The sequence below is a fragment of the Hydrogenophaga sp. H7 genome, from assembly GCF_002025745.1.
Taxonomy (GTDB): Bacteria; Pseudomonadota; Gammaproteobacteria; order Burkholderiales; family Burkholderiaceae_C; genus Hydrogenophaga; species Hydrogenophaga pseudoflava.
On sequence record NZ_MCIC01000012.1, the window covers coordinates 450,420 to 476,640 of the forward strand.

Annotated in this window: 25 protein-coding genes; 15 read left to right on the forward strand and 10 right to left on the reverse strand. The window is 61.7% G+C overall.

Annotation, left to right across the window (positions count from 1 at the left end; genetic code table 11):
• Positions 1-47 precede the first annotated feature (47 nt).
• The 3 genes from trxB (at position 48) to rpmG (ending at position 1,646) form a co-directional block, all read left to right on the forward strand.
• The gene (gene trxB / locus BC358_RS08650; protein WP_079365495.1) at positions 48-995 is read left to right on the forward strand and encodes a thioredoxin-disulfide reductase; all 948 of its coding nucleotides are present in this window, start codon (positions 48-50) and stop codon (positions 993-995) included.
• A gap of 235 nt (positions 996-1,230) precedes the next feature.
• Entirely contained in the window at positions 1,231-1,464 is a 234-nt protein-coding gene (gene rpmB, locus BC358_RS08655) for a 50S ribosomal protein L28 (RefSeq protein ID WP_056269541.1), read from the forward strand.
• A gap of 11 nt (positions 1,465-1,475) precedes the next feature.
• Positions 1,476-1,646: a 50S ribosomal protein L33 gene (rpmG, locus tag BC358_RS08660; protein WP_056269543.1), complete on the forward strand. Its 171-nt coding sequence runs from the start codon at positions 1,476-1,478 to the stop codon at positions 1,644-1,646.
• 100 nt (positions 1,647-1,746) lie between these two features.
• On the opposite strand, the gene BC358_RS08665 is transcribed toward rpmG, so the two are convergent.
• Together BC358_RS08665 and BC358_RS08670 are read right to left on the reverse strand one after the other, a co-directional pair.
• The gene (locus BC358_RS08665) at positions 1,747-2,973 is read right to left on the reverse strand and encodes a fatty acid desaturase (protein ID WP_066153224.1); all 1,227 of its coding nucleotides are present in this window, start codon (positions 2,971-2,973) and stop codon (positions 1,747-1,749) included.
• Between the two features lie 136 nt (positions 2,974-3,109).
• Positions 3,110-4,375 (reverse strand): RsmB/NOP family class I SAM-dependent RNA methyltransferase, encoded by a 1,266-nt coding sequence (locus tag BC358_RS08670; RefSeq protein ID WP_079365496.1) that lies wholly within the window; start codon positions 4,373-4,375, stop codon positions 3,110-3,112.
• Positions 4,376-4,673: 298 nt separating this feature from the next.
• On the opposite strand from BC358_RS08670, the gene BC358_RS08675 reads away from it, so the two are divergent.
• On the forward strand, positions 4,674-5,882 hold the full coding sequence (locus tag BC358_RS08675) for a site-specific integrase (protein ID WP_079365497.1): 1,209 nt from the start codon (positions 4,674-4,676) through the stop codon (positions 5,880-5,882).
• Between the two features lie 57 nt (positions 5,883-5,939).
• On the opposite strand, the gene BC358_RS08680 is transcribed toward BC358_RS08675, so the two are convergent.
• Genes BC358_RS08680 through BC358_RS21800 form a run of 3 tightly spaced genes read right to left on the reverse strand, consistent with a single transcriptional unit; the run spans position 5,940 to position 6,671 of the window.
• Positions 5,940-6,170 carry a hypothetical protein gene (locus BC358_RS08680; RefSeq protein WP_079365498.1) on the reverse strand — a complete coding sequence of 77 codons (231 nt, stop codon included), beginning with the start codon at positions 6,168-6,170 and terminating at the stop codon, positions 5,940-5,942.
• Between the two features lie 37 nt (positions 6,171-6,207).
• On the reverse strand, positions 6,208-6,441 hold the full coding sequence (locus BC358_RS08685; protein WP_079365499.1) for a hypothetical protein: 234 nt from the start codon (positions 6,439-6,441) through the stop codon (positions 6,208-6,210).
• The gene (locus BC358_RS21800; protein ID WP_143434229.1) at positions 6,438-6,671 is read right to left on the reverse strand and encodes a hypothetical protein; all 234 of its coding nucleotides are present in this window, start codon (positions 6,669-6,671) and stop codon (positions 6,438-6,440) included. Before BC358_RS21800 ends, BC358_RS08685 begins: the two co-directional genes overlap by 4 nt.
• Positions 6,672-6,922: 251 nt before the next feature.
• On the opposite strand from BC358_RS21800, the gene BC358_RS08695 reads away from it, so the two are divergent.
• Genes BC358_RS08695 through BC358_RS08705 form a run of 3 tightly spaced genes read left to right on the forward strand, consistent with a single transcriptional unit; the run spans position 6,923 to position 8,689 of the window.
• The gene (locus tag BC358_RS08695) at positions 6,923-7,159 is read left to right on the forward strand and encodes a hypothetical protein (RefSeq protein WP_218669478.1); all 237 of its coding nucleotides are present in this window, start codon (positions 6,923-6,925) and stop codon (positions 7,157-7,159) included.
• 12 nt (positions 7,160-7,171) lie between these two features.
• Positions 7,172-7,456, forward strand: coding sequence for a hypothetical protein (locus tag BC358_RS08700; RefSeq protein ID WP_179130039.1), 285 nt, complete (start codon positions 7,172-7,174; stop codon positions 7,454-7,456).
• An 18-nt stretch (positions 7,457-7,474) separates the two neighbouring features.
• Positions 7,475-8,689 carry a site-specific integrase gene (locus BC358_RS08705; RefSeq protein ID WP_079365501.1) on the forward strand — a complete coding sequence of 405 codons (1,215 nt, stop codon included), beginning with the start codon at positions 7,475-7,477 and terminating at the stop codon, positions 8,687-8,689.
• 543 nt (positions 8,690-9,232) lie between these two features.
• Here BC358_RS08705 and BC358_RS08710 read toward each other — a convergent pair.
• Positions 9,233-9,415: a hypothetical protein gene (locus tag BC358_RS08710; protein ID WP_079365502.1), complete on the reverse strand. Its 183-nt coding sequence runs from the start codon at positions 9,413-9,415 to the stop codon at positions 9,233-9,235.
• Between the two features lie 339 nt (positions 9,416-9,754).
• Here BC358_RS08710 and BC358_RS08715 point away from each other — a divergent pair, with 339 nt between their 5' ends.
• The 8 genes from BC358_RS08715 to BC358_RS08750 all read left to right on the forward strand — a co-directional run bounded on the left by BC358_RS08715 (position 9,755) and on the right by BC358_RS08750 (position 21,158).
• Positions 9,755-10,075: a HigA family addiction module antitoxin gene (locus BC358_RS08715; RefSeq protein ID WP_079365503.1), complete on the forward strand. Its 321-nt coding sequence runs from the start codon at positions 9,755-9,757 to the stop codon at positions 10,073-10,075.
• Between the two features lie 28 nt (positions 10,076-10,103).
• Positions 10,104-12,206 carry a class I SAM-dependent DNA methyltransferase gene (locus tag BC358_RS08720; RefSeq protein WP_079365504.1) on the forward strand — a complete coding sequence of 701 codons (2,103 nt, stop codon included), beginning with the start codon at positions 10,104-10,106 and terminating at the stop codon, positions 12,204-12,206.
• Positions 12,203-13,351: a restriction endonuclease subunit S gene (locus BC358_RS08725; RefSeq protein WP_079365505.1), complete on the forward strand. Its 1,149-nt coding sequence runs from the start codon at positions 12,203-12,205 to the stop codon at positions 13,349-13,351. The genes BC358_RS08720 and BC358_RS08725 overlap by 4 nt, the downstream gene beginning before the upstream one ends.
• Positions 13,352-13,388: 37 nt before the next feature.
• Complete coding sequence (locus BC358_RS08730) at positions 13,389-16,784, forward strand: type I restriction endonuclease subunit R (RefSeq protein WP_079365506.1); 3,396 nt, start codon at positions 13,389-13,391, stop codon at positions 16,782-16,784.
• A 77-nt stretch (positions 16,785-16,861) separates the two neighbouring features.
• Positions 16,862-19,168 carry a Piwi domain-containing protein gene (locus tag BC358_RS08735; RefSeq protein WP_079365507.1) on the forward strand — a complete coding sequence of 769 codons (2,307 nt, stop codon included), beginning with the start codon at positions 16,862-16,864 and terminating at the stop codon, positions 19,166-19,168.
• Positions 19,165-20,385 (forward strand): hypothetical protein, encoded by a 1,221-nt coding sequence (locus tag BC358_RS08740; RefSeq protein WP_143434230.1) that lies wholly within the window; start codon positions 19,165-19,167, stop codon positions 20,383-20,385. Before BC358_RS08735 ends, BC358_RS08740 begins: the two co-directional genes overlap by 4 nt.
• Positions 20,386-20,652: 267 nt before the next feature.
• Complete coding sequence (locus BC358_RS08745; RefSeq protein ID WP_079365509.1) at positions 20,653-20,862, forward strand: hypothetical protein; 210 nt, start codon at positions 20,653-20,655, stop codon at positions 20,860-20,862.
• Positions 20,859-21,158 carry a type I restriction endonuclease subunit M gene (locus BC358_RS08750; protein WP_079365510.1) on the forward strand — a complete coding sequence of 100 codons (300 nt, stop codon included), beginning with the start codon at positions 20,859-20,861 and terminating at the stop codon, positions 21,156-21,158. The genes BC358_RS08745 and BC358_RS08750 overlap by 4 nt, the downstream gene beginning before the upstream one ends.
• Positions 21,159-21,216: 58 nt before the next feature.
• Here the strand turns inward: BC358_RS08750 and BC358_RS08755 are convergent, their stop codons facing one another.
• The 4 genes from BC358_RS08755 to BC358_RS22085 are packed head-to-tail and all read right to left on the reverse strand — an operon-like array spanning position 21,217 to position 25,742.
• Positions 21,217-22,881 carry a UvrD-helicase domain-containing protein gene (locus BC358_RS08755; RefSeq protein ID WP_079365511.1) on the reverse strand — a complete coding sequence of 555 codons (1,665 nt, stop codon included), beginning with the start codon at positions 22,879-22,881 and terminating at the stop codon, positions 21,217-21,219.
• Complete coding sequence (locus BC358_RS08760; protein WP_079365512.1) at positions 22,878-24,824, reverse strand: ATP-dependent endonuclease; 1,947 nt, start codon at positions 24,822-24,824, stop codon at positions 22,878-22,880. The genes BC358_RS08755 and BC358_RS08760 overlap by 4 nt, the downstream gene beginning before the upstream one ends.
• A gap of 28 nt (positions 24,825-24,852) precedes the next feature.
• Entirely contained in the window at positions 24,853-25,593 is a 741-nt protein-coding gene (locus BC358_RS08765) for a hypothetical protein (protein WP_079365513.1), read from the reverse strand.
• Positions 25,590-25,742, reverse strand: a complete 153-nt coding sequence (locus BC358_RS22085) for a hypothetical protein (protein WP_179130040.1) — start codon at positions 25,740-25,742, stop codon at positions 25,590-25,592. Before BC358_RS22085 ends, BC358_RS08765 begins: the two co-directional genes overlap by 4 nt.
• Positions 25,743-26,221: the final 479 nt, after the last annotated feature.

Here is a 26,221-nt window from a genome sequence, read left to right on the forward strand (position 1 = left end):
CCCACCGACTCTAAACCACTTGCCCTGAAGATCGATGGGCCTCCGAAATGAAGCATACGAAAGTTCTTATTCTGGGATCCGGCCCTGCCGGATATACGGCGGCGGTCTATGCCGCCCGCGCCAACCTGGCCCCTGTGCTGGTCACCGGCATTGCGCAAGGCGGTCAGCTCATGACCACCACCGAGGTGGACAACTGGCCCGCGGACGTGCACGGGGTGCAAGGGCCGGATCTGATGCAGCGCTTCCTGGAGCACGCCGAGCGCTTCAAGACCGAGATCGTGTTCGATCACATCAACGCTGTGGACCTGTCCAAGCGTCCGTTCGTCCTCACGGGTGACAGTGGCCAATACAGCTGCGACACACTGATCATCGCCACCGGCGCATCGGCCCGTTACCTGGGCCTGCCCTCCGAAGAGACCTTCATGGGCAAAGGGGTGAGTGCCTGCGCCACCTGCGACGGCTTCTTCTACCGTGGCCAGGAGGTGGCCGTGGTCGGCGGCGGAAACACCGCTGTCGAAGAAGCGCTGTACCTCTCCAACATCGCCAGCAAGGTCACTCTGGTGCACCGGCGCGACAGCTTCCGGGCCGAGGCCATCATGATCGACAAGCTGATGGACAAGGTGAAGGAAGGCAAGATCGAGCTCAAGCTGCACAGCGTGCTCGACGAGGTGCTTGGCGACGCCAGCGGAGTGACCGGGGTGCGTCTGAAAAACGTGCAGGACGGAACCACCGAGGATGTGACCGTCAAGGGGTGCTTCATTGCCATCGGGCACAGCCCGAACACCGGGATCTTCAAAGACCAGTTGGCCATGAAGGATGGCTACCTCATCACCCAGTCGGGCAACAACGGCATGGCTACCATGACCAGCGTCCCCGGGGTGTTCGCTGCCGGTGACGTGCAGGACCATGTCTATCGCCAGGCCATCACCAGTGCGGGCACCGGGTGCATGGCGGCGCTGGACGCGCAGCGATTCCTGGAACAGAACCCGGCCTGAAACACCAGACCTCGCCCCCGCAAGCCGACTGGCGGTCGACCGCCATCCATCGGTCGAGCTATAATGTGTGGCTTTGCTGAGTGGACCGAGTCTGTTTGACTTGGTTTGAAGCAATTCCCCGGGTTACCGCCACCCTTTCCTGGCGAGGTGAGGCTCAACCGCCAGTCGGTCGTTTCTGACGCATCAGATCGGTCGGCCCGCTGCGGCAGCTGTATAGAAGTATCGGAGTGTCCTCATGGCACGCGTCTGCGACGTCACGGGCAAGAAGCCCATGGTCGGGAACAACGTTTCCCACGCCAACAACAAAACCAAGCGCCGGTTCCTGCCGAACCTGCAATACCGCCGTTTCTGGGTCGAGAGCGAGAACCGCTGGGTTCGTCTACGCGTGTCGGGCGCTGCCCTGCGCCTGATCGACAAGAACGGTATCGACGCTGTGCTCGCCGACCTGCGCGCACGTGGCCAGGCTTAAGGAGTCACGACATGGCAACCAAAGGCGCACGCGAGAAGATCAAGCTGGAATCCACCGCAGGAACCGGCCACTTCTACACCACAACCAAGAACAAGAAGACCACACCCGAGAAGATGCTGATCAAGAAATTTGATCCCAAGGCTCGCAAGCACGTGGACTACAAGGAAATCAAGCTGAAGTGATTCGGCCCTGATTCGGGTTCGACCCAACAAAAAAGCCGCTGTTTCCACAGCGGCTTTTTTGTTGCCCGCACCACGCCATGGTACGGGCTGCTCGATTCCGTCAGGCGCGCGCGGAGCGCAGCTGGATCGAAAAATCGCGCAGGGCCGCGATGCCGCTCTCTTCGGCGCGGCGGCACCAAGCCTGCAGATCGGCCGCGAGCTGCTCGCGCGTGGCGTTCGTGCCGGTCCAGAGCGAGCGCAGCTCCTCCCGCATGGTGACCATCTTGTCCAGCACAGGGTGCTCGGCACGGGCCTGTGCCAGCTGGGGCTTCACCGCCGCCGGCACTTTGTCTTCATCTCGGTGCAGCCAGCGGCGGGCCGCTTCCAGCGCGGACACATCGCCACTGCGGCTCTTGAGTGCCTCGACCTCGCGCTGACAGGCCACACGCAGTTCACGGGCATAGCCGGCCATGACCTCATAGCGGTTGGCGATGATTGCTTCCAGGGTCTTTTCATCCGCCACCGGCTTGACGGCACCGAAGGCCATCTTGGGCGGCAGCTTCTTCACCGAGGCCAGCCCGAAAGTCTTCAGGATGGTGATGTACATCCAGCCGATGTCGAACTCGTAGGGCTTGACCGAAAGCTTGGCGGACGTCGGGTAGGTGTGGTGGTTGTTGTGCAGCTCTTCACCACCAATGATGATGCCCCAGGGCGACACGTTGGTGCTGGCATCCGCCGCCTCGAAGTTGCGATAGCCCCACCAGTGACCGATGCCGTTGATGATGCCGGCGGCGGTGATGGGGATCCACGCCATCTGAATCGCCCACACCGTCAGCCCGAGTGCACCGAACAGCGCCACGTCGATGATCAGCATCAGGCTCACACCCAGTCGTGAACGACCCGTGTAGAGGTTTCGCTCGATCCAGTCGTCCGGGGTGTTGTGGCCATAGCGGGCCAGGGTCTCCTGGTTCTTGGCCTCGGCGCGATACAGCTCGCTGCCTTCGAAAAACACCTTCTTGATGCCGAACACAACCGGGCTGTGCGGATCGCCCTCATGTTCACATTTCGCGTGATGCTTGCGGTGGATCGCGGTCCACTCCTTGGTGACCATGCCCGTGGTCATCCACAGCCAGAAGCGGAAGAAGTGGGAGGCGATCGGGTGCAGGTCCAGCGAGCGGTGCGCCGAGTGGCGGTGCAGGTAGATCGTGACACTGGCGATGGTGATGTGCGTCATCACCAGCGCCGCGATGATGGCTTGCCACCAGGTGGCCTGGGTAAGGCCGTCGGCCAGAAACTGAATCAGCCCGTCCCAGAGATAGGACAGGAGGCCGTAATCGGAAGAAAACATTGATTTCCTATGTGCGCGCCCGGCGTAACAACATGAAGATCCCGCTGCGGGCGCCTGGCAGGATAGCCTTCAATTTTACTGGTGGGGGTGAAATTCCCCAAGCCGCACACCACAATATGAAATCAATGCGGTCGTGTCAGCCTTTTTTCTGCCAAGCGGCGGCGAAGAAGCCGTCCGTGCCGTGCCGGTGCGGCCACAACCTCATGTGCAGCCCATCCGGACTACACAGGGACGCGGCCTCTCCGACCTGGGCCACGGCGAGCAGATCGGCCACCGACAGAGGCTCGAATTCGGGATGCGCCAACTCGAAAGCCCTCGCCACGGCTTCGTTCTCCTGAGGCAGCAGGCTGCAGGTCGCGTAGACCAGCCGTCCACCGGGTTTGAGCAGACGGGCGGCGCTGTCCAGGATGCGCTGCTGGAGATCGGCCTGCGCCGCCACTTTTTCAGGCGTCTGGCGCCATTTCAGGTCCGGGCTGCGGCGCAGCGTCCCCAGACCGGAACACGGAGCGTCAACCAGCACCCGGTCCATCTTCCCGGCCAACCGCTTGATGCGCTCGTCACGTTCATGGGCAATCGCCACCGGGTGCACGTTCGACAGACCGCTGCGCGCCAGCCGGGGCTTGATGGCATCGAGTCGGTGGGCCGAGGTGTCGAAAGCATAAAGGCGGCCTGTGTTCTTCATGGACGACCCGATCGCCAGCGTCTTGCCCCCTGCGCCAGCGCAGAAGTCGGCCACCATCTCCCCGCGCTTGGCCCCGAGCAACAGGGCCAGAAGTTGCGAGCCCTCGTCCTGCACCTCCACCTCGCCCGCAGTGAACAGAGGCAGCTTGGCCAGATTGGGCTTGCCCTCCAGCCGAATGCCCAGCGGTGAGTACGGCGTCGGCTCGGCAGGCCATCCGGCACTGCGCACACCCGCCAATGCAGCGTCGCGCTTTTGTTTGAGCGCATTCACCCGCAGGTCCAGCGGTGCCGGACGCAGCAGGCTTTCGGCCAGGGCATCGAACTCGTCTCCCAACTGCTCTCGAAGCGCCTGCGCCAGCCACTCGGGCAAGTTGTGGCGATGCGGGGCCAACAACTGCGCATCGCCCACTTTCCCGCAGGCGTTCCACCATTCCTTCTCTGCATCCGTCAGCGCGCTCTTGAGGTAGTCGTGCTCCCCGGGAAACCCCAGAATGGCCAGTCGACGCCATTTGGACCCGCTGCCGGAACGGGCCAGCCACTCGAACTTCAGACGTTCGCGCAGCACGGCAAACACGGTGTCCGACAGAGTGGCCCGCTCGCGCGGGCCGAGCGACCTGTTCTCGCGGAAATGGCGCGCCACGATGGCATCGGCCGGGTGGTCGAACTTGAAGACTTTCTCGATCAGGCTGGCGCTTTCGTCCAGAAGGGCTTTCGGGTGCATGCCGGTATTGTCCCACCGGGGATAATCGAGGGTTATGTCCGACATCGCCCAACAGGTGCAGCGCCGCCGCACCTTCGCCATCATTTCGCACCCCCACCTCGGCCTCTGAGTCAGGCGGGGTCAAGCCGGGACACGGGCTGACCCTTCACGTGGTTTGCGCGAGGAAGGATCGCTTCCGGGAATGGTCAAGTGCTGTCATGGCGAGACAGGCCGTGACAGCGGGTTTGTGTACATAGGCATGTACATAAACCGCCCGGATCGCGGACCCCCTCGCGCTATGTACACACTGGGGGTGCGTATGGCGTTGACGGACACATGGCTGAAGGCCAATGACGGGAAGGAGCGGGCAGCGCTCGCAGAGCGCGGCGACCGCGAAGGGCTGGGCGTGCGCATCACGCCCAAGGGCAAGATCACGTTCCAGATGCGCTACCGCTACCAGGGCAAGCCCCGCAGGCTTGACCTCGGCAGCTATCCGCTGATGTCGCTGAAAGAGGCGCGCAGCGAGGCGCAGCGGCTGCGCGCGCGCCACGAGCAGGGGCACGATCCGCAGGTCGTTCGTCTGCTGGAGAAGCAGGCCATCATCAAGGCGGATTCGGTCGAGCAGCTTTTCCGGCAGTGGTACGACGCCTACTGCCAGAAGAACAAGAAGGGCCACCACGACATCCTGCGCAGCTTTGAGCTGCACGTCTTCCCGGTGATCGGCAAGCTACCCGCCGAGCAGGTGAGCCTGCACGAATGGCTCAACCTGCTGGAGAAGCATGCGACGGTGCGCCCCGGCATTGCCGAACGCATCCTGATCAACGCCAAGCAGATGCTCAAGTGGGCTGTGCGGCGAAAGCTGATCGCGACCAGCGCGCTCGCCGGGATCAACGCCAAGGAAGACCTGCAGATCAAGAAGCTGCCCGGCTCACGCACGCTTTCCGGTGATGAGATCAACCGCCTGTGGCGCGCGGTGGAGCGCTCCCGTATGGCTGCCAAGAACCGTCTCTTCCTGAAGCTGTGCCTCATCTATGGCTGCCGCAACGGTGAGCTGCGTCAGGCCGAGAAGACGCACTTCGACTTTGCGCGCGGTGTCTGGACCGTGCCCGCTGGCAACCACAAGCTCGGACACGCGACCGGCAAGCCGCTGCTGCGCCCGATCACGCCTGAGATCGGCCCCCTCATCAAGGAGGCGATGGCGCTGAGCGACGGTAGCCGCTACCTGTTCACCAACACCGGCAGCGATGAAGCCATGGGGACAAGTGCACCGCTCGCACTACCCTACAACGTGATGCAATGGCTGCGGCGACACGAGAAGTTCGAGATGGAGCACTGGTCGGTCCACGACCTGCGGCGTACCGCGCGGACCAACTTCTCGACGCTCACCGCGCCGCACATCGCTGAAATCATGCTGGGGCACCGTATGCCCGGCGCGTGGCAGGTCTACGACCACCACGACTACCTGCAGGAGCAAGCCGAGGCCTACACCGCGTGGTTCAAGCGTTTGCAGACCCTCACGGCAGGATGAAGGTGGGGCGTCCGAAGCTCTATGAAGGCTTCGGACGCCCTGCGGTGGCAAGCGCCTCTAGAAGGGGATGTCGTCGTCCATCCCGTCGAAACCGACAAGCGGCGGAGGCGGATCAGCTTCCATCGCCTCGAACAGCGCCGTGTTGAGAAGGCAGCTCAGGAACTGGTCGGCGTCTACGAAGCCCCGCCCGCGAAACTCCTTCTTGGCAAAGGCCGCGAGGTCCGGAGGCAGGCACAGCGTGACGGCATAGCAGCCGCCGCGCAGCTTGCGAAGTGTGGACACTCTCATAGCCACTCTCCTTAACGCACCCCGTCGCGCGTTGGTACTAGAAGGGAAGGTCATCCTCATCAAGACACGGGTTCGGCGGGGTACTCGCGCCGAGGCAATCGAACATGTCGATGGCCATCCCGTTGTTCAGGACGAGTTGCAGCAGAGCATCAGCATCCGCAAAGCCCCGCGCCTTGGCAGCCTCCTCGACAAATGCCGCGACATGAGGTTGCAGCACTAAAGTGACGGCATAGCAGCCGCAAGGGAGCTTGCACAGGGTCGAGCTGCTCATGCTGCCGCCCTCGCCTCATAGTCAGGAGCCGCGCGCAAGCGTGTGCGCTCGCGCTCCCGCAGCTCCCAGGCCGCTACCTCATCAGCATCCCAGAGATTGAAGCTACCTGCCTGCTGCATGCACGCAGCCGGGAAGGGGTTCACTTCACGCTTCATGCGTCGGAACAGCGTGCGCGAAGAGCAGCGGTAACGCACGCACAGGTCTCTCGTCGAGTAGTAGCCGTTCGACATGACGCTCTCCTTTTCCGGTGTCACCCACTCTAGGGACGGCATCAAAGGAGAGTCCTCGCACGTTCCTCGCGCATCCTCCTGACGGCGGTAAAGGACTACCACGGACTGGCGCGGGTACTGGCGTACCTCGAAGCTGCCTAAGCCGCAGAAATCTGCGGCTTGCATGCGTGTGTTAACCAGTTCTTAGTGGATGCACGCGCACACTGAACTTATGGAAATCATAGGTTGCAGCGGTTGGAAGGGACCCGTCCATGCAGATACTCATTCACGGCGAGATGTCGATCGCCGACATCCGCCAGGCCATCTTCGAGAAGCTGCACGAGCTGGAAGATGACTACGCGATCAAGTTCTCGCGCGGCGCGACCCTCTACGTCAATCCGACCGATGGCAAAGGCCACAACGTTGAACCCCGTCGGCACGGTCGAAACGTCAAGAAGCTCGACTGCGATGGCCCGTACCGGTCTGCGGCCGACGACTTCAAGCTGTAGACGGAGGAGCCGATGACAAAACCTCCCTTCTACATCGGACTCGACGAAGCACGGGAGGCATTGGCGGAGATCGGCATCAACCTCACACCCAAGCAGATCAAGCGCGCCGCCGATCCCGATGCAGCAGGCCGCCGCAAGCTGCCCTTCTTCGTCGATCCCATCGACGGCCGCCTCAAGATCGAGCGCGGCACCCTTCTTGAAATTTACCTGCGTTGCCAGGTTGAAGCGGAGCGTGCCGCCCACGTCCAGCCCATACGGACTGCCAGCACGCAGAAACTCTTTGACCCGAGTCCATGAGTGCGGTAAGCGTGATTCATGTCCGACATCAGAAAAAGAACAGGCACCAAAGGCACGACCTACCAAGTCCGCTACGCGGCACCGGGAACAGAAACCGGCTACGCCTACAGATCATTCGATACACGTAAAGAAGCCGTCGCGTTTCGTGAGACCGCCGGGTCGCGAAACAGCCCCGCCAAAGCGGCGGCGTTGACCGTGCCGGAAGGCGTGCAGCGATGGCTCGACATCTGCGAGAAGATCGGTCGTGATGGCCGCGAGGTCGTCGAGAAGGAGACACTTAAAGAGTACCGCCGCCGCGCCGCTGTTATGTGTGAGTACACATGGGCTGCGCCACTCGCGCAGCTTCGCCCGGCTGACTGCGTGCAATTCCGAAACTGGCTTCTCACCAACAAGAGCCGCGACCTTGCACGGCGCACCCTGTCATCGTTCCACTCGATGTTGATCGAGATGAAACATCAGGATGCGATCCAGACGGACCCCGCTCTCGGCATCACCATCAAAGCGCATGGTCGCCACGAGGATGACGACGCGGAGGTCGAGATTCCGTCAGACGCGGAGTTGCGCGCCATCCTGTCCGCCGCCGACCGCATGGGAAGCAAGAACGACTTCATGCGCAAGTGCTGGGCGCGCTATCGCCCGATGATCTATCTCGCGGCATTCTCAGGAATGCGTCCCTCAGAGTATCGCGGCCTCACCTGGGACAACATCCACGTCGATCGTGTCGAAGTCGTGCAACGGGCCGACAAGACAGGCGAGATCGGCCCTGTGAAATCGAAAGCAGGCAGGCGCACGATCTACTTGCCCCGCATGGTCACAGACATGATCTTCGCGTGGCGAAAGGACTGCCCGAAGTCAGAACTCAACCTCGTTTTCCCGACAGACAGCGGGAAGCCCATCATGCTCAACAACTTCGCCACCAGCGCGTGGCTTCCTTTGATGAAGGAGGCCGGGCTCGCGGCGAAGAAGAAGGGTCGGAAGGGGTCGAAGGTCAAGTATGAGCCGGAGTACACCCCCTATTCCCTGCGGCACTACTTCGCGTCCAAGCTGATCGAGAAGCGCCTGGACCTGAAACTCATCCAGGAAGCGATGGGCCACTCGAAGGCCGAGATCACTCTCAACGTGTACGGTCACCTGCTTAAGGGGCGCGAGGAAGAGAAGAAGCGCGCTGCCGAAATGCTCTTCGCTGACCTTCTCCAAAATCCTTGTGGCGAATCTGTGGCGAGCGCTCCGTAAGCCGCAGAAATCAGCCAGTTTTTCTCAGCCTTCCAAGCTGGCTATGAGGGTTCGATTCCCTTCACCCGCTCCATCAACCAGATCAATGACTTAGCAGCCGGTTAGTTTCCATAGCAGCCAAAAAACCGGAGCTTTTGCCACAAATCGACTACCCGCTGAAACCCGCAGAAATCCGCCAATGTCTGAGGCAACATTTTTGAGCTTGTGGCGAGTTTGTGGCGAATCGCAGCAGTACCTCGCAGCCTTGGATGGTCGTGGTCCGCACGGCGTTCTTGAAATGTTCTCGCGCCCGTGCTTATGGTCAGAGCATGGGACGCGCACTCGACGAGCTGACATTTGGGGAACTGTTCGACAGGAACGGACTGTTGATCGTCCGGTGCGAACGCTGCCGCCGGGAGCGGCATCAACTGGCGCGTGACCTTCCCGTCCCACGCAGCCGGTATGTTGTCTCCATGCGCTTTCGCTGCAAGGTCTGCGGGCGCGCTTCGCGCTCGTTCTTTCCGTACATCCCGCTGTTGCACTGACTCCGCGCTTGCCAGCACTTTACGGGCCTGGAGGGCAGAGCCGACAGCGCCGGACGTTCTCGACGGTTCGCTCCGCTGCCTCTCTCGCTTGAGGGCCTTGCGTTGCATCGCTGGCGACGCTTGCCGCCCGGCGGAAGATCGCGTCCAGCTCGCGCTTCGGAAGGCGAAGCAGCTCGTCGATGGTGGGGATGTAGCTTTTCATTTGTTCCTCCTAGTCGCGGGCCGCCCAGCGCGGCCTTGTAGGACCGGGAGGAGTGCTTGGGGCCTGAGGCGCAGCACACGAACGTGCTGAAACGGCAGAGGAAGAGTGCCTGCCACTTGCAGACCTCTGCCCCAGGCGCAACAAGAGTCCTCAAGAAGGCCGCCAGCGCGGGCTACGACAGGAGGGGCGAGGGGCCGTCCCCGGGATTGATGACTGTGCACGCCAGCCGTGCCGCTGGCGCGATTTATGATTGACGTACATCGTCAGGGTGACTACCCTGCCAAGACCACAAGGAAAGGGAGCAACCGCCATCGGGCTGCTCCTGCGAGGCGAACCCCGATGTCTACTGCTGCCCGCCACCCAGGTGAAGTCCTGGCGCACAAGCTTGAGGGCCTCGGTGTCACCCCTACCGAGCTGGCCCGGCAGATTCACGTGCCCGCGAACCGGATCACGCAGATCGTGAACGGGAAGCGCGCCATCACGGGCGACTCCGCGCTCCGCCTCGCCCACTGGTTCGGCAACGAGCCGGAATACTGGATGACTCTGCAGGCGCGGTACGAGCTTGAGGTCGCCAAGACCGAGACAGGCAGCGAGATCAAGCGCCTCCCGACCGTATCGACTCACACGAAGGGCACTGCCGTCAAACGCAGAGCCGCTTGAAGGCAAACGAAAGAGCAAGAAGAGAACAATGATTGCTGATCACATGACAGGGATTGAGGAGTTCGAGGCCGGACTCTGGAAGATCGCCGATGACCTGCGGGCCAACTCCGGGCTCGCCTCAAACGAATACTTCATGCCCATCATGGGGCTGTTGTTCCTGCGGCAGGCAACCAACCGCTACTACGAGGCGCTTGCCGCCATCGAGGCCGACAAGAAGGCCGGGAAGATGCCCGACCGCGAGCCCGTTGCTGGCGACTTCGCCAAGCGTCGGGCGCTCATGCTGCCCAAAGCCGCTCTCTTCGACGAGATCATCAAGACGCCCAAAGATAAGAGCATGGGCGCGGCGCTGACAAAGGCCATGGAGACGGTGGAAGCCAGCTTCCAACCGCTCGCCGGTCAGCTTCCTAAGGACTACGAGAAGTTCGACAACGAACTTCTCGACCGCATGATGCGCACCTTCGATACCGAGGCACTGCGCAAGGCCTCGGGCGATGTCTTCGGTCGCATCTACGAGTACTTCCTCGCGGAGTTTTCCAAGCAGGGCGCGCACGACAACGGCGAGTTCTTCACACCACCGTCCATCGTCCAGACCATCGTCAATGTGATCGAGCCCAACCACGGCGTGATCCTCGACCCCGCGTGCGGCTCGGGCGGGATGTTCGTTCAGTCCAGCCACTTCATCGAGGACGCCGGTCAGGACACGATGAAGCGCGTCACCTTCTACGGCCACGAGAAGAACGAGACCACGGCCAAGCTTGCTCAGATCAACCTGGCCGTTCACGGCCTGGAGGGAAAGATCAGGTCAGGCAACGAAGCCATCACCTACTACAAGGACCCGCACGAGCTGGTCGGCAAGTGCGACTTCGTGATGGCGAATCCGCCGTTCAACGTGGACGAGGTAGACGCCGACAAGATCAGCAAGGACAAGCGCCTGCCGTTCGGCCTGCCCGGCATCAACAAAGCCAAGAAGGTCTCGAATGCCAACTACCTGTGGCTCTCGTACTTCTACAGCTACCTGAACGAGAAGGGCCGCGCGGGTGTCGTGATGTCGTCGCAGGCATCGAGCGCGGGCCGCGACGAGGCCGCCGTGCGGCAGAAGATGGTGGAGTCCGGCGCTGTCGATGTGATGATCGACATTCGCGGCAACTTCTTCTATACGCGTACCGTTCCCTGCCAGCTCTGGTTCTTCGACCGCGCGAAGGAGAACGACAAGACGCGCCGCGACCAGATGCTGATGCTGGACGCGCGCAACATCTACCGCAAGGTCTCCCGCGCGGTATACGACTTCTCGCCCGAGCAGCAGAAGAACATCGCCGCGATTGTCTGGCTCTACCGTGGGCAGAGCGATCGATTCTTGAAGTTGATCGAGTCCTACATCAACCAGGCTGTCGATGAAGGAAAGGCCACCGATGCGCCGCTCGCCGCCTTTGGGCAAGCACTGGGCAAGTTGATCGAGCTTGCCAAGCCGTTTGCCACGGTCAAGCGCGACCCCGACCCGCTGGCCGAGACCTGGAAGGAGCTTGCCACCCTTCGCGCCACGCTGGCGGACGACATTAAGACTTTCGATGACGAACTCGCGACGCGCGCCAAGGACTGGGCCAAGGCGAAGCGCGACAACGCCGGTCTCAACAAGGCACGCAGAGCACTGCACCCAGCGGCGGAGCAGTGCCGCGACCTCACCAAACAGATTGACCTTGCGGCCAAATTGGCCGGGCGCGTCATCGACATCGCAGTCAAGGACTTGGAGGCGCGTGAGGCGGACGACTGGCCGAGTACAGAGGTCACCCGCGCACGCAAGGCGCTGGAAGGCACGCGTGCAGGCGCGGTCGAGGCCCTCCGCAAGCCGCGTTACTTCGTCAAGCAGGCGGACTGGCTACAAGAACGCTTCCCTGATGCCAAGCTGGTGGATGTTGAAGGACTGGTCAAGGTCGTGAGCCGCGACGAGATCACGAGCCACGACTGGAGCCTTACCCCGGGCCGCTATGTCGGCGTCGCGCCCGAAGAGGTCGATGAGGACTTCGACTTCGAGGAAGCCCTGCGCTCAATTCACATCGACCTCAAAGGATTAAACGACGAGGCTGTGGAGCTAGCTGAACGCATCGCCAGGAACTTCGAGGAACTGGGTGTATGAGTTGGCAGGACTGCACCCTCGGCGATGTGATGAAGCTGCAGCGCGGCCACGATCTGCCTGACAGACTGCGGGTCGATGGCACGGTACCGGTTGTTTCCTCAGCGGGAGTGACAGGACGACACAACGTCCCCAAGGCCGAGCCACCGGGCGTGGTGACTGGGCGATATGGGACCATAGGTGAAGTCTTCTACGTTGATGAGCCCTACTGGCCGCTCAACACTGCACTTTACGTCGTTGACTTCAAGGGCAACAGTCCTCGCTTCGTCGCCTACCTGCTTAGGAACACGCTGAGGAACTATCGCTCGGAGAAAGCCGCTGTTCCCGGCGTTGACCGAAACGTCCTGCACCTCCTGAAGGTGCGTGCACCGAACCGAACAACACAGGAGCGGATTACAGCAGTTCTGACGGCATACGACGACCTGATTGAGAACAATCAGCGGCGTATCGCGTTGCTGGAGGAAGCGGCGCGACTGCTGTATCGCGAGTGGTTCGTCCATCTGCGCTTCCCTGGTCATGAACACGTCAAGGTAACGGACGGAGTACCAGATGGTTGGGGACGTACGACGCTCGGAGGAGTATGTCTGAGTCTGGAGGACGGCGATTGGATTGAGACCAAAGACCAAGGCGGCAACGACTACAGACTCCTGCAAATCTCAAACATCGGATTGAACGAGTTCGTGGAGACTGGCAACTTCCGCTACGTCACCGAAGAGACGTTCTCACGCTTGAATTGTCGCGAGCTTCTGCCCGAGCATATCCTGATCGCGCGTATGCCAAAGCCCATCGGCCGAGCGTGGCTAGTTCACGAGATGCCGTGGAGAATGATCACTGCGGTTGACGGCGCGATCGCTGTCGCCAACCCGGAGATCGCTGATCCATACTTCCTGACGTACTTCATCAATTCCCCTGCAAATCTGGCGCTTTGCGAACGCCGTGCCATAGGAGCGACCAGACCCCGGATAGCTCGTCGCGACGTGGCTAGCCTCCCGCTGATGCTTCCCACCTTGCGGCTGCAACAACAGTTTCGTGAAGTGGTAGAGCCGCTCAACAAGCAGCGCCAACTCTTGCAGCGGCAACGCGAGCACCTCGCGGATGCCCGCGACCTACTGCTTCCGCGCCTGATGAGCGGCGAGGTCGCGGTCTGATGAGAATGGATGGCACCAGCATGGGAGGGAGTGCGCGATGGCGATAACACCCATCAACGGTGAAGACCGGCTGGTGCAGAAGACCTTTGCCGACCACCTGGAGAAGGTGCTTGGCTGGGACAGCGTCTATGCGTGGAACGACGAGACGTTCGGTCCAAGCGGCACGCTGGGTCGCACGGATACCAAGGAGGCCGTATTGACGCGCGATCTGCGCGCGGCCCTCGAACGCCTCAATCCCGACCTTCCTGCGTCCGCCATCGACCAAGCGGTACGCGCACTCACCGTCTATGACGTGAGCCGCTCGACGTTGCAGCACAACCACGACTTCTACCGGCTGCTGCGCGACGGCGTGCCTGTCGAGTACCGCGATGCCTCCGGAAACAGGAAGGCCCCGCGCGCGCGCGTCATCGACTTCGACAACAAGCCGGGGGGTAATCGTTTTCTTGCAGTGCGCGAGCTGAAGCTGACCGGTGTTCACACGCCCAACTACAACCGCCGCGCTGACATCGTCTGCTTCGTCAACGGCTTGCCGCTCGTCTTCATCGAGCTGAAGGCCGTCTACAAGAACATTCGCGCCGGGTTCGACGGCAACCTGCGCGACTACATGGACGAGAACGTCATCGCCCATGCCTTTCATCACAACGCCTTCCTGATCGTCTCCAACGGCGACAAGGCCCGCTACGGCTCCATCACCAGCCAGTGGGAGCACTTCTACGAATGGAAGCGCCAAGACGAGAAGGACAAAGGCAGCGTCGCTGCCGAGGCCTTGCTCAACGGCATGCTGGCGCAAGACCGTTTGCTCGACATCGTCGAGAACTTCATCCTCTATGACGAGAGCAAGCCGGGCGAAACCCGCAAGGTCGTCGCCCGCAACCACCAAGTCCTCGGCGTAAACAAGGCTGTGGCATCGGTTGCGCGCCAGGAAGAGCTGAAGCAGCAATTCCCGCCGGGCGAGCGTCTACGTCATCGCGTGGTCGAGCTTCCGCTCGAACGGCATGACACGCCCAAGTCGAGAGCTAAGAAGCGCGCGGCCACCGAACTGGTTGCAGCAGAGCCAACTCCTTCGCCCTTCATTCCGCAGGGGCCCGTCAACATCATCGAACGCGCTCATCCTGACCTCGGGCGACTCGGTGTGTTCTGGCACACGCAGGGCAGCGGCAAGTCTTACTCAATGGCGTTCTTCGCGGAAAAGGTGCGGCGCAAGGTGCCGGGCAACTTCACCTTCCTGCTGATGACCGACCGCGAGGACCTGGACGATCAAATCTACAAGACATTCGCCGGGTGCGGCATCACCAGCAAGCTGACGCCGCGAGCGGCGACAGGGGCGAACCTCGAAAAGCTCCTCAAGGAGAACCATACCTACGTCTTCAGCCTCATCCACAAGTTCAATCAGGATGTGAAGCCGGACGCGCCGTACAGCGAGCGCGACGACATCATCGTCATCTCGGACGAGGCACACCGCACGCAGTCCGGGCGCTTTGCGCGAAACATGCGTATCGCGCTTCCAAACGCGGCCTTCATCGGTTTCACCGGGACACCGCTCTTCAAGCAAGACCAGATCACCAAGCGCATTTTTGGAGACTATGTCTCGCGTTACGACTTCAAGCGCTCCGAGGAAGACGGCGCGACCGTCAAGCTGGTCTACGAGAACCGGGGCGAGAAGCTTGGGGTCGCGACAGCCGATCTGAACGAGCGCATCACGGAGAAGATCGAGGAGGCCGAACTCGACGCCGATCAGTCGGCGCTGCTCGACAAGCTCCTCGGCAAGGACTATGAGGTCATCACCGCCGACGAGCGGCTCGACAAGATCGCAGCCGACTTCGTTGAGCACTGCGCGGCACGCTGGGAGTCGGGCAAGGCCTTGTTCGTTTGCATCGACAAGATCACATGCGCTCGGATGTACCAGCGAATCATGCCGCGCTGGAAGGCGAAGGCCGATGCTGTGCGCGGGGCTGCGGCGCGGGCGAGGTCCGTCGGCGACGATGCCGGGGCCGCGAAGCTTGCCGCTCAGGCGCAGTGGCTCGATGAGACGATCATCGAGATCATCATCAGCGAGGCGCAGAACGAAGTTGCCGACTTCAAGAAGTGGGGCTTCGACATCATCCCGCACCGCGCCCTGATGAAGAAGGGCTTCGAGGCATCGGGGGACAAGCCTCTTGAGGTTGAAGACGCCTTCAAAGACCCCAAGCACAAATTTCGCATCGCCATCGTGTGCGCGATGTGGCTGACCGGCTTCGACGTTGAGTCTCTATCGACTCTCTACCTCGACAAACCTATGAAGGCGCACACGCTGATGCAGGCCATCGCGCGCGCCAACCGGGTGTATCCCGGCAAGGACTTCGGCTTGATCGTTGACTACAACGGCATGCTCAAGAGTCTGCGGGAGGCGCTGGCGCAGTACGCCACCGACGACCCAGGCGGCGATCCAGTCCTCGTCCCCATTGAAGAGCGGCTACAGGCGCTGCTCGAAGCCATTGAAGCGACCGAGTTCCATCTGCGGAGCCTCGGTTTCGATCCGGCATCGCTGGTTGGCCTGAGCGGGTTTTCCAAGATCGCCGGGATCAGCGCAGGCGTCGAGGCGGTCTACACCAGCGATGAAGCGAAGCGTCGCTTTGAAATCCTCGCCCGCCAGGTGTTCGTGAGGTTCCGCTCGCTGGTGACCGAACCCACGGCGTTCCAGTATGCAGTCCGGCACGACAACATCGAGGCCATCTACAAGAAGCTCACCGAGAACCGCGACACCGCCGATGTCACGGAGCTTCTCAAGGAATTGCACCGCATCGTCAACGAGGCGATCCGCACCCAGGCTCCAGGCCGCGACCAGGCGGAGGGTCTGACCTTCGATCTCAGCAAGATCGACCTTGAGCGTCTGCGCGAGGAGTTCGCCAAGAAGGTGCGGAATAAGGCCACCGCGATTCAGGACATCCGCGAACTTGTCGAGCAGAAACTCGCCGAGATGCTGGCGCGCAACCCCATGCGGATGGACTACCAGATCAAGTACGAGGAGATCGTCGCCGCCTACAACCGCGAGAAGGATCGCGCCACGGTCGAGGAGACCTTCCGGCTACTGATGGAGTTGGTGAACGGTCTAGACGAGGAACAGAAGCGCGCTACACGCGAGGGGCTTCAAGAGGATGAACTTGCCTTGTTCGACCTGCTGCTGAAGGACGGACTCGACGCGACCGCGCGCGAACGGGTAAAGCAGGCCAGCCGGGCGCTGCTAGCCGCCGTCAAGGCGCGTCTCGCCGAACTTGACCGCTTCTGGGAGAAAGAGCAGACCAAAGCCGACGTGGAGATCTTCATCCTCGATGAGGTCTTCGCCAGCCTGCCGACACCGCCGTTCACGCCGGAAGAGAAGAAGCTTGTCGCGCAGAACGTCTATACCCACGTCTGGCAACAGGCCGTCAACGGCAACTTGGCCCGGGCGGCATAGGGCGTAGTCAGTTTTGGGCTGACAACCCTCCGATCCCTTGCTAGGGTGGCCGGAACAGAGAGGAAGGATCGTTAGCTATGGCGAAGCTCCTGCTAAATGCAGTTCCCGTCACCGTGTCTCCCGAGACACAGGTTGCTGTCGGCGTGCTTCCTTACGCCAAGGAGACGTTGGACGAATTGCGTCAGAAGCATAGGGGCGACTATCTGTTTCGCCGCAGTGGCGAAGAAGGGACGCTCGTATACACGTTGGCCCTCAAAGAGGGGCTACCGGTTCTAGGCGATCGGAGCGAGCGCTTTGCCCTTTCTCTTGCGCCCTGGCTGCTTGCGCCCCTCGCTCTAGAAGCGTTACTCGGGCGCTTTGTTGAACTCCAACGTCCTGTCCTCAAGCCGCGCTTTCCGCTTCGTGTCCTTTCCCAGAAGCCCGCGAACCTTTTGCCTGCGCATAAGGCCTTGCCCGACTGGCTACAGCGCCGCGTGGTGCTTGAGTTTGAGACGAGAACCATCAAGGACAGCGCCGATAAATCCAGCGTTCTCCTCGCCTGCGGCGTTCGGACACGCAATCTGATTGAAGCTAACTGCCAGACCTTGATTGAGACGGGCATTCCTCTCGTGGGCCGATACGTACGACGGCGACAGCCGTCTGATGATCCGCGCGTATCGGATTTCTCACCGCTTGCTGGGCGGGTGGTCGCCGTCGAGGGTTCGCGGCTCCTGCTGGACGACTACGGAGACGGCGAGTCCTCAGTAAGCACTGTCGATGCGTACCTGGAAGCCCGCAAAGAGAACGTTGCGATGTGCGTCCAACGGCTAGTTGGCGCAGGAGCAGAACGACTGCTTGCCGAGGCCGACAGTGCGGCCATGAATCACCTGTCGGGGCCTGAACGCCTGAGCCTCGTCCGCAGGACGTTCGACTATCTGAGGACGCAAAACATCGAGGCAGCACCAGGGGTTCCCGTCATCCTCGGCCCGCTAGTTGGGAGCGAGAGGGGGTCATGGACGTTTACAACAGAGGTCGTCAAGAAACCTGTCCTTGTCTTTGACCCTAGCGGTACGCGGACCGACACGTGGAACGAGCGTGGTCTGGAGAAACACGGTCCGTACGATCAACGCACGTTCACGCCGAAGCAACTCCGGATTGCCGTGATCTGCCAGCCTGCCTATGAAGGCCAGGTTGACGCCTTTCTTGCCAAGTTCCTTGATGGGCTGCCCGACGTGACGACCGGCTCCGGTGAATGGGCCCGTCAGCCCTACGCGAAGGGCTTCATTCGTCGTTACGGCCTTGAGAAGCCGAAGGTATCGACGTTCACAACTAAGGGCAGCACGGCCGCCGACTACGCTGCTGCATGCCGTGCCGCCATTGAAGCCGCGACCAACGGCGGCTTCGACTGGAACCTGGCGCTCGTCCAGATCGACAAAGACTTCAGGGAGATGGATGACGCCGTTAACCCGTACTTTGCGACGAAGGCGGTCCTGTTGAAGCATCGCGTACCTGTGCAGGAGGTGACGCTGGAGACGATGCGAAACGCAGACGAGCAGCTTGTGTACGTGCTCAACAACATGAGCGTTGCCACCTACGCGAAGATGGGCGGGACGCCCTGGTTGCTCAAGTCGCAGCCGACGGTGGCCCACGAGCTTGTCGTCGGCATCGGTTCGCAGAACTTTTCGCCGAACAGGCTTGGTGGCAAGGAACGCATCGTCGGCCTGACCACGGTGTTTACCAGCGACGGGAAGTACCTGCTAGACGACCGCACCGCCGCCGTTGACTACGAGCACTACAGCGAAGAGCTGTTCAAGTCGCTGTCGCGTTCCATCGAGTCGGTCCGAACGAACGACAACTGGCGCAGTACCGATGCGGTCCGCCTGATTTTCCATGTCTTCAAGCAGATGGCGGACCACGAGGCCGACGCTGTGGACATGTTGATCCAGAAGCTCGGGCTTTCGGATGTCAAGTACGCCTTTCTGCACATCGTCGAAGACCATCCATTCGCCTTGTTCGACGAAGCAAACGCTGGCACCAAAACCCGTGGCGGCGGAATGAAGGGCGTCTATGCGCCGGAGCGTGGCCTGTCTGTGGCGCTAAGCCAGACCGAGACCCTCTTGTCCTTCACAGGTGGCAAGGACCTCAAGCAAGCACGAGACGGGATGCCCCTGCCGTCACTACTCCGTCTACACCACAGGTCCACGTTCCGCGACATGACGTACCTCACAAGGCAGGCTTTCGACTTCGCCAATCACACATGGCGGATGTTCACGCCTGCACCACTGCCGATCACGATCCACTATTCCGAGCTGATGGTTCGACTGCTGACCGGCCTTCGCCAGGTTCCCGACTGGGACCCCGACACGATGCTTAGCCCGATCAGTCGGACGCGGTGGTTCCTGTGAATGAGCTGACGCATTGGGAGTTGCGTCGAAGTATTGCAGCGGCGGCGGCGGACGATCCGCACCAGCCGCTACACGCCCGCGCGTTTGCGGCGTGGATTCAGAGCGAGAGTTTGGGCAGGTCTCCGCTGCTTGCCACGCTAGCAACGGAAGCTGCCTCCGCCTCTGGCCCCGCAAGAGAGACATTGCACGTGGCGGTGCTAGGGTACGCATTTGATCTCGATAGGTCGTTTGCCAGCCCCTTCGTCGAGGCCCTTACGTGGCTTCGGGCACGAAGGTACTTCGTGCAAGGGAGACCGCTCGCCTTCGAGATCGACGGCCTTGCGCTCCTGGGCGTTGCTGTCGGCATCCTGAAACTCGATCAGCCCGAGGCCGCTCCGGCTGCAGCGTGGTTACGCGACCTGCTGGCGGAGACACTCAGGAGGTCTCGCCCGGCCGACTGGAACGAGTCGCTGATTCATGCAGCAAGTGCCTGCCTTTCATCAGGCCACGATTGGGCGCAGCATCGAGGCGTTGCAGACGACCTAACGGTCGCGCTTTCCGCAAAGTGGGCGTTCGCCCTGACTGAGGCGATGCGGGCCAGCGCCTGGGCTCTCATTTCGTCTTTGTCTGGCGAAGACGACGGCACGACGCGGGCAGCCACACAGCTTGCCGCCATGACGCGCTTGCTGCGCGACGCATCGACGCTACGACCAGGATCGACCACTCCGGCGGACGTAGCGCGTCTGCTATCCGGCGTGAACCGTTCACTGCGCCGCTGGGCGTGGGAAGACGCCCCCCGTACATCGAGGTCAGCAGCCGCGCAGTGGGCGGTCGAGAACGAATACCACGTGCAGGACATGCTGTGGGTGGTCCTTGCGCCTGTGTTTCCCGATCTTGACGATGAGGAGTGGCTCAAGTCGCTCGGTCAGCACCATCCTCGCGCCGACCTTGCGATCCCCTCGCTGCGCGTGATTGTCGAAGTCAAGTTCCTTCGCAAGGGCAAGAGCGCCTTCTCCAAGATCATTCAGGAGGTCGCCGCAGACGCGGGTACCTACCTGCAGGACGGCAGCGGCTTCGACACGATCGTCGCCTTTGTTTGGGACGATGAGGCCCGCACCGAGGAGCACGAGGAACTTCGTCGCGGCCTCATGCAGATCAGGGGCGTTGAGGATGCGATCGTTGTCTCCCGTCCGTCCAAGATGACGCGCCCGTCGTCTGCCGAAGAAGACCCTGCCTGAGGCGGTCGCAGCAACCCATTCCCTTGCTGTCTGTAGCCGTCTTGGCACGCTCCTTGGCTGTCTGCCGTTCTCTCCTTCTTCATCTGATCGATTACTCATTCCGTGATCCTGCACGGGGCGCAGCCCTGTTCAAAGGGCGGGTGCTTCGCATCGTCCTCGCTTCCGCGTCCTTGCAGTCCTTGTGCAGCTCCGGGCGACCCATGACCCTGTCTTCTTAACCCCGTGCCTGTCCCGTCGTGTCGCAACGCTCAATGAAAGGAGAACGACATGACGACTACCAAGAAACCCGCCTTCATCGCATACGCCGTCACCGGCGAGGGCAAGCAAGCCTTCTGGACCCGCATTGGGTCCGCCTGGCCGCACCAGCACGGCGAGGGCTTCAGCATCGAGCTGAACGCGCTTCCGGTCAACGGACGGATCGTCCTGATGACGCCGAAGGCCGAAGACAGCACCGAGGGTGCGGAGGTAGCGCGATGAGCGCCCCTCTTTTCCCTCTCGGGCAGGTCGTAGCCACTCCCTGCGCGATCGAGGCATCTAGCGGCCCGCTGCACTTCCTGGCGCTCCTCAGCCGTCACGCCAGCGGTGACTGGGGATGCGTCGATCCCGAAGACGCTGAGACCAACCGACTTGCCGTCAGTGAAGGCGACCGCGTTCTCTCAGCCTATCCGATCGATCCATCGAAACCCTGCAAGGGCTGGGGCGAGAACTGCCTGTGGGTCATTACCGAGGCTGACCGCTCGGTGACAACCATCCTCCTGCCGGAGGAATACTAGCTGTCGATCTCATGGCCCGGTTGCCGGGCCATGAGTGGGCTCCTTCTGTCGTGCGTCGCTACAGGTAAGGCGTCGCGTAGCCGACGAACTCATCGTGCTCGGTCCTGGCGACGTTCCAGCGGTTGTTCGCTCCTTCGGGGCGTTCTCTCTCGTTGCAAACGGTCAGGTACAAGCGACGCTTCGCGCGCGAAATGCCGACGAAGTAGGCCGAACGCTCGGCGTCCTGGTCACCCCAGAAGGTCTGCTTCTCAACGCCCAGCACGACGACTGTGTCGAACTCCAGGCCCTTGCTCTTGTGGATCGACATGATCTTTGCGGCTTGGTCCCCGGAGAACGAGGCTAGAGCTGTCACCGGGTCGTCACCTTCGGACATCAGCGTGTGTGCCCGGTCAGTCGTCGCGTCGATCTGCAGTTGCAGATAGTCCCCATGCGCGTACTCGGACGAAAGCGCGACGACCGCGTCGCGTCCGACGATGTCCAGCAGCTCGTTGACGATGGTTCGCAGATCGTCCAGGTCTGCAAGATCAGCCTCCTCTGCTGCGAGCCTCTGCTTGACGGTCGCGACGAAGCGGTTCCAACGTGATCGCGCGCGATATTCGTTCTCCTGATCGAGGCCGCGCCCGAACACGACAAGGTCGAGGAGTCGCTGAAAGGGGCCGGGCTGCCGCTGCCCTGCCGCAACGAGAAGGAAATCGACGATCAGGTTCGCAACCGGCTCCGATGCCAGGTTTTGGGTTGCATCCTCATCGCGGTAAGGCACGCCTTTCGCATCCAGCGCCGCGCGCAGCTTCTGGCAGTAGAGGTTCTGCTGCTTGCTGACCAGCACCGCGATCTCGGAAGGATTGACACCTTCATCGTCTATCCAGCCGCGCACAGAGTCTGCGAGCGCCTCTGCCTCGTCATCATCATTGTCGAACCGCAGAACTTCGATCTCTCCCTCATCGCCCGGAAGGTCAGCGCCGTCGAGTGCTGCGGGTGGGTCCATGACGTGCACCATCGCGTTCTGCATGCGGCGCAACCTCGGCTCCGACCGAAAGTTCTGATAGAGATTGAGGGGATGTGCGTCGAAGTCTTCCGCGTAGCTCTCGAAGATTCCTTCAAGCGCCCCGGCCCATCCCATGATCCGTTGCTTCGTGTCGCCGACCGCCGTTAGCCGGACAGTCGTGTCCTGAAAGCAAGCCTTGATGAGCTCGTACTGCGCATTCGTGCAGTCCTGAAATTCATCGAGGAACACATGACTGTAGGTCTGCCGGATCGCGTTGCGTGCGATCTGACTTGACTCCACGATCTGTACCGCCAGCGGCACCATGTCGTCGAACGTGATGGATCGCCTTTGAACACGGTGCTTCCCGATGCTGTAGTCCGGGTCAAGCGCATCCCGTCCGGTCAGCACCAGCCGGAAGCGATCGATGATGCGTTTCGCAAACGCATGGAACGTGTGGCTGTCAAAGCGCGCCGCCAGCTCCTGTCCACAACGCTTGCGGACCCGGGCTTTGAGGTTCTGACTGGCATCGACCTTGAAGGAGATCGCCAGGATGCGCTTTGGATATCGGCACGAACCGGTGCGCAGCAGGAAGTCGGCACGCTGCGCCAGCATCTCCGTCTTGCCTGCGCCTGGACCGGCGGTCAGCGCCAGGTTGCGGTCGATCTCTTTGGCCGCCACGAGTGCGTTCGGCTCAAGAGAGAGGCCGTCAGCAGGTGACCATTGTTCGACCCTGATCATTCGGGCAGGTCCGCGAGCTTGGCCTCGACCGCATCGAACAGGCGGTCGAGCACATCGGGCATGTCCTCGATGAGCGCGTCGTCATCCAGGTTTGCCATCGCGCGGATATGGGAAGTGGGTTTGCTGTCGAGCTTGAATCTCTGATGGTACGCATCGAAGTAGCTCTGCTCCTCGTCCGTGTACTGGTTGCCCAGCACATCGTGACTCTTACCCATGACGGCCTTGATCGTGTCCTCGTCGGGTTCCTCCAGATCATCATCTTCAACGTCGTACGCAGCTGGGTAGTGCGTCATCATCATGAAGTCGAGATCAAGCGGTGCGGAGAAGTAGACCCCGAGCGCCTCAAGACGGTCGAGCCAGCCCTTGTCATCAACGATGACGCCATCGTCGGAGTTCCACTTTGGAATGTCGTCGATCTCCTTCTGCTTCAGATCATTGCCGTCTATGTCGGCGTACTTCAATAGCTCCCTGGCGGCGTACTTGATGCGGCCCCATCCGCCCTGATACCGCGCGACATCGAGGTCCAGCAGGGTCACATGCGGGATGCCAAGTCCGTTCAGGAGCCGCCAGAGGTGATTGACGTGCCTCCCGCCGAGGGGCGCTACGGAGATGGATGCGTCATCGGCGAGGATGCCTCGGGCCTCCAGCAATCGCGGCAGCACGATCTGCTCGCTGTCACCTTCACCCAGGATGACCATGCGAGAGAAGTAAAGCTCCGGGAAGGCTTGGACACCTTCGCGGACAAATTTCTGTGCTGACTCGTCATCAGGGAGTTCGATGCTCTTGACGACGGTGCTCCGCTCTTCGTTCAGGCGAAGGTACCGGACCGACTCCGGCGGTACCCGGCGCAAGAGCGACGGCGCATGCGTCGCTACCAGCGCCTGACTGTCCTGCCCCTCAGCGAAGGTCGTCAGCGTCCTGACAACGCGCCCGAGATAGTGAGGCGACAAGCTGTTCTCAGGCTCCTCGATGGCGATGAGCGTGAAGACAGCGGGACGCAGCTTGTCGATGTCAAACGCTTCGGCCAGCTCGCCGTTCAAGACCTTGCGGCCGATATCGTGCATGGCGAGCACCAGCGAGACGTAGAGCAGGGACTGCTGACCGTCGCTGAGCCGCGTGAAGTCCACGATGTTTTCGCCATGGCCCGGCGTGAACCCGATGCTCAGATGCCGCAGCAGGTTCTCGATCTCGTTTCGCCCGAATGAGACCGACGGGTTTGTGTAGTGGCTTCCCTTGTGCAGGCCGCCCCATTGGCCGGTGAGCACGGTGGCGATCCCGCCGATGGCGGCGTTGTCCCGGAGTTCATCGCCAATCTGCTCCGTCAGCGTGCTGATCTCCTCGCGCTCAGCGCTCCAGTCTGCCGACCGCAGCGCTCGCCCGAGCAGTGCGTTGGCAGAGTAGGAGATGTGGTCAGCAGGGTCGCGTCGTGCTGGCAGGTAGTGGACCTGGATGGCGCTACGGTCCTGCTTCGATACACGGCTTTCTTCGGTTGGATTTCCGTCCTCGTCTTCGCTGATGACGAACGTGAAGCTTTCTTCAATGTCGTCGTCCTGATCGATGGTTGCCTTCAGCCGGAAGCGAACTTGCGCCGGGCCTTCCGCCGCCACCAGTTGCATATGCGCGAAGTTGCCAGGCACCGCCGGAAGTGCCGCCGCGTCGGCATCATCCTGTTCCAGTTCGGGAAACTCGAAGTGCGCTTCGATCCAGAGGGTCCGCTGATCAGGGGCGTCCTCCGGCGCTTCGCTCGCCGGAACGTGAAAGTCGGACCGCTTGATCCTTCGCTGCGCGGGATCGATGCCGAACATGCGGGCGAGGGCCTGGAGCACGGCAGTCTTGCCTGCGCCGTTTGGCCCGAGCAAGAACGTCATGTCGGTCAGCTCGACCACAGTGGGTTCCGGACCGAAAGAACGAAAGTTGGATAGTCGAAGTCGAACGAGTTTCATGTGGTCTCCCTCTCTTTGTTGATGGCTCTCATGCTGTTGTTGCTGGCGCTAGCGCTGCGTTCGGTACTGTCCCCGCTTCGGCAGCTTGCCCCTGCCGCTGACCCATCAGCGCGGCATAGCCCTTCAGGTAGTACTTGTTCGGCTCGTTGACGCCGCGTGTTTGTGAATGCTCGCGGTCCACGCCTTCGAGCAGACCCGCACCGATCAGCACGCTGATCGCGCGCCGGATGTCGCGCTCGGGGATGCGCGTGCGCTCGAAGATCGTCTCGTACGACGCCATCGAGAAGGCCACGTAGTTGCTCCTGATCGAGGCGAAATAGAGGTAGAGCTTCATCGCGTGCAGTTCATGCTTTGAGCGCATGGTGAAGCTCTTGAACGGCACGATCACGTTCCCGTTCGTGATCGCCTGGCAGGGCAGCTTGAAGAACCGGTGTTCGGCAGGCCAGGTGATCTTGTAGCGGCGCTTCTGGTGCGAGCCCTCCGGCGCAATCAGACCAAGCGTCTGCAGCCGCTGCAGCCCCGCCGAGATTAGCGCCCGCGAGAGCCCCGTCGCCTCGCCGAGATCGACATAGGTGCCTTCGGCGATTGCGTGAAACTGGTCGCGCTCGTCCACCGAGGTCGAGGCCATGAAGTTCAGCGCGACGAACAGCATCAGGGCCGCCGTCTCGGCCGCAGGCTTCCCGCCGTCAGCACTGCTCCAGGTCAACTGCGGCAGCGCTGCCAGCACCGGTGCCGTCGGCAGACGGTGCCACCTTGAGGGCTTGATCACTTGCGGTCTCCCTTCCTGTGCGTCACGTGCAACGCGTAGCCGACCACCACCAGCGCCACCACCGGCGCGAGCGCGCCCAGCAACTGCACCAGCGACGGCGTGTTCGCCGACAACCAGTTCAGGCAGGCCAACAACAGTTCTTTGTCCATTTTTCTGATCCTTCCTTCGGTTCGAAAACACCGATGAGGCAGAAATTAATGGATCTAGGCAGCTCGTATCTAGATACAGGTGCAGGCCTGCCACCGGCAGTCTGGCACGAAATCTATTACGGGACAAGGACTTAGGCGCTCCGCGCATGGTGCACGGAAGGTCGCGCTTAGTTCACGAGGGACGCCTTTTGGCCGCTTCGTGAACTGATCCGGGCGCAGCCGCGCCGCCGGAAGTCGGTCTGGCGACACGATAACAGGCCGATCGGGGGCGCGTCGGCACCGTGCGCGGCACCGTGCCGACCGGGCTCTATCCCTCCTGGGGAGGGACCGGGCCACGCTGGTCCCGGCCCATGCGGGTAACGATCCCTCGTGCGGAAGACAGAGGGTCGGCAGCGGCGGCGCTTGATCGGCCCCCGCTGAATCACCCGGCTCCGTCCTTCCGCCGACGGACCAAGCCTTCACATTCACGAGCGCGCCCG